7 protein-coding genes and 1 pseudogene are annotated in these 6,961 nt (G+C 54.2%); 4 read left to right on the top strand and 4 right to left on the bottom strand.

Translation table 11 applies throughout. The features are described from left to right. Both AC1DVH_RS24190 and AC1DVH_RS24185 read left to right on the top strand, forming a co-directional pair. The coding region (locus tag AC1DVH_RS24190; RefSeq protein WP_477755945.1) for an NAD(P)/FAD-dependent oxidoreductase at positions 1-1,013 on the top strand (1,013 nt) is incomplete at its 5' end. Positions 1,014-1,086: 73 nt separating this feature from the next. Beyond that, positions 1,087-1,794 carry a dimethylsulfonioproprionate lyase family protein gene (locus tag AC1DVH_RS24185; protein ID WP_477755944.1) on the top strand — a complete coding sequence of 236 codons (708 nt, stop codon included), beginning with the start codon at positions 1,087-1,089 and terminating at the stop codon, positions 1,792-1,794. Positions 1,795-1,840: 46 nt separating this feature from the next. Here the strand turns inward: AC1DVH_RS24185 and AC1DVH_RS24180 are convergent, their stop codons facing one another. Next, positions 1,841-2,332 carry an SDR family NAD(P)-dependent oxidoreductase gene (locus AC1DVH_RS24180; RefSeq protein WP_477755943.1) on the bottom strand — a complete coding sequence of 164 codons (492 nt, stop codon included), beginning with the start codon at positions 2,330-2,332 and terminating at the stop codon, positions 1,841-1,843. A 157-nt stretch (positions 2,333-2,489) separates the two neighbouring features. Here AC1DVH_RS24180 and AC1DVH_RS24175 point away from each other — a divergent pair, with 157 nt between their 5' ends. Continuing rightward, positions 2,490-2,765 carry a helix-turn-helix domain-containing protein gene (locus AC1DVH_RS24175; protein ID WP_477755942.1) on the top strand — a complete coding sequence of 92 codons (276 nt, stop codon included), beginning with the start codon at positions 2,490-2,492 and terminating at the stop codon, positions 2,763-2,765. Between the two features lie 292 nt (positions 2,766-3,057). Here AC1DVH_RS24175 and AC1DVH_RS24170 read toward each other — a convergent pair whose 3' ends face one another. Then, positions 3,058-4,317 (bottom strand): type II toxin-antitoxin system HipA family toxin, encoded by a 1,260-nt coding sequence (locus AC1DVH_RS24170; RefSeq protein WP_477755941.1) that lies wholly within the window; start codon positions 4,315-4,317, stop codon positions 3,058-3,060. Next, positions 4,310-4,627, bottom strand: coding sequence for a helix-turn-helix domain-containing protein (locus tag AC1DVH_RS24165; protein WP_477755940.1), 318 nt, complete (start codon positions 4,625-4,627; stop codon positions 4,310-4,312). Before AC1DVH_RS24165 ends, AC1DVH_RS24170 begins: the two co-directional genes overlap by 8 nt. A 389-nt stretch (positions 4,628-5,016) precedes the next feature. Here AC1DVH_RS24165 and AC1DVH_RS24160 point away from each other — a divergent pair. Beyond that, positions 5,017-5,436 (top strand): annotated as a pseudogene (locus tag AC1DVH_RS24160) (IS66 family transposase); the annotation flags it as partial. A gap of 345 nt (positions 5,437-5,781) precedes the next feature. Here the strand turns inward: AC1DVH_RS24160 and AC1DVH_RS24155 are convergent. Further along, a complete protein-coding gene (locus AC1DVH_RS24155) occupies positions 5,782-6,852 on the bottom strand; it encodes a S66 peptidase family protein (protein ID WP_477755939.1) in 1,071 nt (356 codons plus the stop codon). Between the last annotated feature and the right edge of the window lie 109 nt (positions 6,853-6,961).

Genomic DNA, 6,961 nt, shown 5'->3' with positions numbered 1-6,961 from the left:
ATATTTTCCTGTATCGAAGCGCGATCGATCTCGCTGCCGGTGTTGCTGAAGATCAGCAATGGGGACCTGAGATCTTCAATCCATGCGGGCGATACAGCGTGGCCATGGGATCGCGCGGCGAAGAACATATCAAGGCCTATGCGAAGCAACTGACAGCTTTAGGCGAGCGTCATCAAATACTCAGTGCTACGGAAATTTCGCAGATCACAGGTACACCTGCCTATACGGCTGGCCTGTTCATGCCTGGCACGGTCATTGTGCAACCGGCTGCATACATCCGAGGCGTCGCGGATAGCCTGCGTGCAACGGTACAGGTATTCGAGCAGACACCGGCTTTATCCTTTGAAGTTAAAAACGGCAGCTGGCTGATCAAGACACCTGACGGCTCCGTGACAGCCCAAAAAATAATCTTGGCCAACAATGGATACGCGCGTGACTTTGGCTTCTTTCAGAAGACGCTCATGCCTATCTTCACCTATGCATCCATGACGGAGGCGTTTGATCCCGACCTGCTTTCTGGACAAAGACAGTGGGCCGCCACCCCTGCCCTGCCCATGGGCACGACCGTGCGGCGAATCGCTGGCAGGGACGGTGATCGAATACTGATTCGTTCACGCTACACCTTTAGCACCAAGGTGCAGGTCAGCGAAAACGCGGTGAACAGCGCTGGCAAGGCTCATGATAAAAAATTCGCCAGTCGTTTTCCGATGCTACCAAAGGTTCGTATGCAGTACCGGTGGGGTGGGGAAATGGCGGTGACACTGAACGGAGTACCCGCCTTTGGAGAAGTTGCGCCTGGTGTGATCAGCGCTTGCGGCTGCAACGGCCTTGGGGCGTCTAAATCCACCGCTGCCGGGATCGCCGCAGCAGATTTCGCGATGGAAAAAAGCACGCCGATTCTCGACATCTTCAACGACTACGCGCCGCCCAAGAAGTTGCCAGCAGAACCTTTCCTCAGTATCGGGGCGAGCGCCAATCTTTATATGAAAGAGCTGCTCGCTGGCCGTGAGTAAGGTGACCTCGCCTTGGTAAATCAAAGGCGTTTCCCACGGCGACCCGCGTTGTCTATTCGAGAGGTAAAGGGCTATGCAATTCAACTGCAATATGTCGGAGCAAGAACTCCTGATGCATGGAGTGATTATGCGGGAGGCACTCCTGCGAATCCTTGCCCGTCATTCCCCACTTTGCGGGATCGACGGCGGGGATACTGAAACCTGTGTTCGCTCCTTGGCTGATGCCCACTTGAACATCGGCCTGCCTCCCTTCAAGGGCAACCCCCTGCCCTCGTCCTTGCACTCCACGGTCTCACAGGCGTTATCTGACGCTCCCAGAATTCAGAGTGACTTCAAAACTCTGCTAACAGCGCTTGAGCCCCTATTACGCAATAGCCGGTGGATAAAGCGACTCGCTACTGAAAGGGATGATGCCGGCCTCGAAGAAAAACATCGGCATGCATTGATTCTCGGAGAAGGCGCGCTGTTCGAATGTTCAACGATGACAGTGGGACTGGCTGTGATGGCGCCCAACCTTTGCTACCCCTTCCATGCGCATCCCCCTGCAGAATTCTACGTCGTTTTATCAGAAGGTGATTGGTACCGGGAAGATGTCGGATGGTGGAATCCGGGGCCTGGCGGTGTGGTGTTCAACCCCCCGTCAGCTGTCCATTCAATGAGGTCTACCCACAAGCCGCTGCTAGCACTATGGGGCCTGATACACGAATCGTCACAGCCCATTCGTGAACGCAAAACTTCAGCGGATCTGGTGTTCCCTGGCGGACGATCAGAGCAGCCGTAATCCAGCATTCGCTTAGTTACATCGGCAGCCACCCGTCAACTCGGATCTAAGTCACACATATTGAATGCCGAGCCGCCTTGGTCGCGGCATAGACCGAATGCAGCGGGGAGCCCTTTTTGTGCGCCACCGAGGCGTTGAGGACTACCGACGCCCCCTCGCTGAGCAGCGGCAGCGCCTTTTGCACGGTGAAGAACAGACCGCGGACATTGGCGTTGAACTGCCTGTCGAAGTCCTCCGGCGTCACCGCCTCGAACGACGAGAGACTGCTGACGCCCACGTTGGCGAACAACACATCGATCCTGCCCAAGCGCGTGCCGACTTCAGCATAGAGGGCGTCCAGTGCTTCCAGATCGGAAACATCCGCGACGATGGCCACGGCGCTTTCGCCAATTTCGGTGGCGGCTTTATCGAAGGCGGATTTGGTGCGGCCGACGATGACGACATTTGCGCCTTCCTGGGCGAACAGCTTCGCTGAGGCGAGGCCGATGCCACTGCCGCCGCCTGTGATTACAGCGACTTTTCCAAGYAGTTTTCCCATTTCATGTACTCCTTGCATCGATAGGGTGTGATAAAGCGCGTCGCACCGGCGCGGTTACGTCTGGAACAGCGCGAAGGTGAGGAACATGTCGAGGTAGCCAGGCATCACGCCCTCCGCCAGCACGCCAACCATCGACACTTGGCCACTGCTTGCCGGGATGTCGCGCTCCACCTTCGCGGCGCTGTTCAAGTCGGTCGTCGGAGTGCCGCCGCTGACCTACGTCGCGACGTGGCGTATTTATCGTGCCAAGCTCATCCTCGCTGCCGGCCACTCGATCGCAGCTGCGGCGCAGCAGACGGGATACGGCAGCGACATCACACTCAGCCGCGCGTTTAAAGCCGCGACCGGCGTGTCACCTGGACAATGGCGGCGCGAGCGGCGGACCTCCGGCCGCAATGATCCGCAGCCTGATAGATTGGTGACGCTAACTTAACTCGGGTTTGAAGTTGACCTGCCGATGGTCGTGGCGCTATCCGGGGTAAGGCTGAACCCCGTGAGCAATTGCCCATCGTAGGGAGCGACAGGGGCAAAACCAGGGGCATGTTCATGACTCTTCGGCCTGTAAAGTCGAGGTAGAGCCCTGGTGAAATGTTCTTCGGGGATCCGGACAGTCTTTAAGTTGCCTTGGCGAGAGATCATCAGGGTTAAATCTCCATTCTCGAACAATGGATGCTTTCAACCCTGAATGCAGAGATGAAGGGCCGATTCCTGCCCTCCAAATGGTGTTAGCGCAGCTGGTCGATGTTCTCGTCGATTCGGCCTTGAATGGTATCCAGGGTGTCTTGGGTGATCACGCGTGGGTACAGGTTCTCGGCGATGGTCGCAAACTGGCTCGCGACGTTGCAAATTTTGTCAATGATGCCGCCAGCAGTCTCCACTGAGACCTCTGCTTCGTCTGCAAGTCTGAGCATCGCGTCTCGATCAATCTCCAAGGCCTCGCCCATCACGTCCATCTGGTGATAACCGCCCGGTCCCTCGCAGAAAGTCACATCGTAGGCCGGCGCCAGCTGCCATGCACCGGACGGAGACATGACGTAGGCGAAGTTTTTTGGGTGGTCGTCTCGGTTGTTGAATGCAACATTGAAGACGGCGCGCTCGAAGGCGATAGCTTTCTCTCGCACATCGTTGGTGCACATCTGCGTCGCACGCAAGAAGTTGACATAGTCCAAGGACCCCGGTGACTTGTAGTCGGCCCCGGTAAAGACTGCAAGGCTTTGCATGGGCACGCGCTTRCCGTCCATACGATCAAAGCGCTTACTCGCGAAGGCTGCCAGCCCGTTGGGCAGACTGAAATGCCGGGTGTCCGGGGTCTGGATGCCGCACATGCGCAAGCACTCGGCATAGACCATTTCGATAGCACACACCTCGGGATGTTCTTCTTTTGCCGGGAACTTGATGAGCCAGGCTTCAAAGCCCGGCTTGGCGGCGGTGGTGAAGGCTCCACTTTGAGGATCGCGATAGACCAACGCCTTTGGCCTGGCGCCTTGAGGGGAGCCCCCTACCAACAGTAACGTCTGCAGGAATTCCCCACCTTCCCCATTGAGAACTTCCTGAATCTCAGCCGCAAGCAGTTCAAGGGGGATATGCGCTTGCGGCTCCTGCCCTTCGGGAGCCACGGGCTCGAACGACATTGCCCCCATGGCATTATTACCAACATAGGCCAGCCGCTCCAGAGGTCCTATGCGTGCTGTGTTGAGGCCGCGGCGCCTGAACAACCGGTCCATCAGCAGCAGGCCCCAACCGTCAGGCAACGAGTCATAGATAGGCCCTGGCAGGCCCAACTGATGTGACGGAAAACCTCGACGTAGTTGGGGGCCGTCCAATGGAAGTGTGTAGGACGACAGCTCCAGGCCTCTGCTCTTCGCTTCATTGCTGTACTCAAACACAATCTGTGGGCGACCGGTGATAGCGGTCGTAGACACAAGCGTGCCCCACAGCCAACGTTCACCCCACCCCTCGTAGTAGACGTCAACCTGCTCAAGCATTATCGGACTTCCTCTTGGTGCGATGACGATTGACAGTGTTTTCGTATCGGCGAATGTCTTCAAGGCTATCGAGCTTTGGCAAGAACAGCCCTTCGAGCTCCTTGGTTCGTCCAAGGACCATGGCCACGCGGACCACATTCTCGAACCCGACATTGCGCCCAGCTTCAAGGTTGGAAACGGTATTGGTCCCGATACCGGCGCGACCGGCCACTTCGGCTTGCGTCATCTGCAAAGCCAGCCGTTCCGTGCGCAGACGATTGCAGAGCCGCTTGACGATTTCACTCGGCTTGCTGAAGCTTAAATCCAACATAACGTGTCGTCCGTCGCTGCACACCATTTAATACCCAAAATTATAGAATTAACCGCAATCCAGTTCAAGATGCGTAATTCCCTTGTTTTGTGTTTTATATTGGCTTTTCCTGTATTAATCACGGCCTATTGGAATTAATTCTGTTCTTTTGAAGATTCGTCCTGCAGGTATCATTTTCCCTGCCTCAGCGATGAACGTAAGCGCGCCATAAACCTCACATACAAGACTCGCAGCCGATCCCCGATGCTGTGCTCCCGATTCCCTCTGGAGTCAGCCCCGCCATGATGCGACCCGATGCTAAAGTCGAAAAAGTCTATCTCTACCCAAAGCCCGTCGGCTTTCTAAAATCCATTAATGGCCTGGCCGCACTGGTCGAGTTGGATAAAGCAGGTCGTCACGAGCACAGCCTGCCGGCGTTGGCTCAGTTGAAAAACTGGATGGAAAAGACACAGCCTCAGGTCACAGCTCAGAACGCCCTGGGCAAAGCCATCAGTTATCTGGCCAACAACTGGAACAAACTTGCGTGGTATGTCGAGGAAGGCTACTTGCCGATTGACAACAACCCTGCCGAACGCGCCATCAGGCCCTTCGTGATCGGAAGGAAGAACTGGTTGTTCACCGACACGTCCAAAGGCGCGATGGCCAGTGCTCAACTTTACAGCCTGGTCGAGACAGCCAAAGCCAACGGCCAGGAGCCCTATGCGTGGCTGCGCCACGCACTTGAGCGCCTGCCGACGGCTTCTTCGGTTGAGGATTACGAAGCTTTACTGCCCTGGAACTGCTCGCCGGTATCGCATAATCCATCTTGAGGCTGGTGGAGGTTTACGGAGCTTAATGAATACGAGCGGAGCAACGATCATGGAATACGACGATAAACTGATTGAAGAAGCCGTGCTTGCCCTGTTGGCAGCTTTCAGTTTCGATAACGGCGATACGTAGAACGTCAGTGCGCTGCAGTGTTGCCGGCCGTATGGAGTTTCTACTGAACGCACAAGCGCACTCCTGCCCTACGTCAGGTTCACTACCCCTGCCAGTTTCGGTTGAGGCGTTACATTAAGACCAACAGGTGCGCCTGATGGTCCATGAAAATGAGTGCGACTGCGGGCTTCTTCGAGTGTTCAACATTTATTTGACCACCCGAAGAATATCCCGAATCAAGAGCGTTTATGAGACAGGGAGTATTTCACGATACTCTGGTCTGCCCGCACTTCCATCTCAACCTCCGCCCCCATAATCAACGGGTAATGATCAGGTATATGCCCTGCGGGAAAAGCAAATATTTTAGGCACTTTATATTTTTCTGTAATTTGATGAATCAAGCTATAAGCAGCCTCGTCAAAATCCGACTTCACGCCGCCTATATCCCGCATGGAGCCTATAATGATGCCTTTTATTTTAGCCAACACACCTGCCGTTTCCAGCGTTTGCATTTGCCGATCGATTCTATAATAAGCATTTTCTCCGACCTCCTCCAAGAACAATATTGCTCCCTTGTAATCGAAGTCGTAGCGGGTTCCAGAAACGGCTCCAACAATAGTCTGGTTTCCACCCACCAGTCGCCCCTTGGCCTTGCCCGTTTTATTCAGTGCATGTGAAACAATCTTATACTCTGGCGCGTGGTCTTTCAAAATATCAAAAATCTTGCCGTAGGCAGACGGCGGAGGAGGAACGCCATTACTCAGGGTTCGTACGACGTTGTGCCCATGGATCGTAGCGATACCGTGGCGATTGAAAGCGCTGTGCAGGTAAGTGATATCGGAATAACCAATCAGCCATTTGGGATTTTTACAAATGGCACTAAAATTTAGTCCATCCAGCAACTGTACACTTCCATAACCCCCACGAGTCACCCAGATAGCGTCGATATTCGGGTCATCGCACGCCCATTGTAAATCTGCCAACCTTTGCTGCGGGGTGCCTGCATAGGCATAATGATTGTCATACTTCTCAAAGCAGTTTTTTGAATATACAAAATCATACCCCTGCTCTTTAATCATCGTAGTAACGTGATCCAAAAAGGCCGGATTGGTCAAATAACCCGCTGGCGAAACTATAGCGATCCTGCTTCCACTTTTCAGGGACTTCGGCAATCTCATGTTACTCATGTTTTTCTCCTCTAATTGGCTGAACACAAACTCAGCATACCAGAGCCATTCAATAGTCCCACTTACGCTTTCCTGATGAATCATTACAGGAAACTTCGCAATTTCTTTCCACTTCAGCAAACAATTAACTACCTTTAATACAGCAGCTTCATTATACGAATTACATTTCGTATGCTTTGGCTGTATCGAAAAACGACTGATACCTCATTGAATGCACCTCACCATAGGG

The organism is Pseudomonas sp. P4_C3 (genome assembly GCF_056402075.1).
This window is presented reverse-complemented; position numbering and strand designations above follow the sequence as displayed.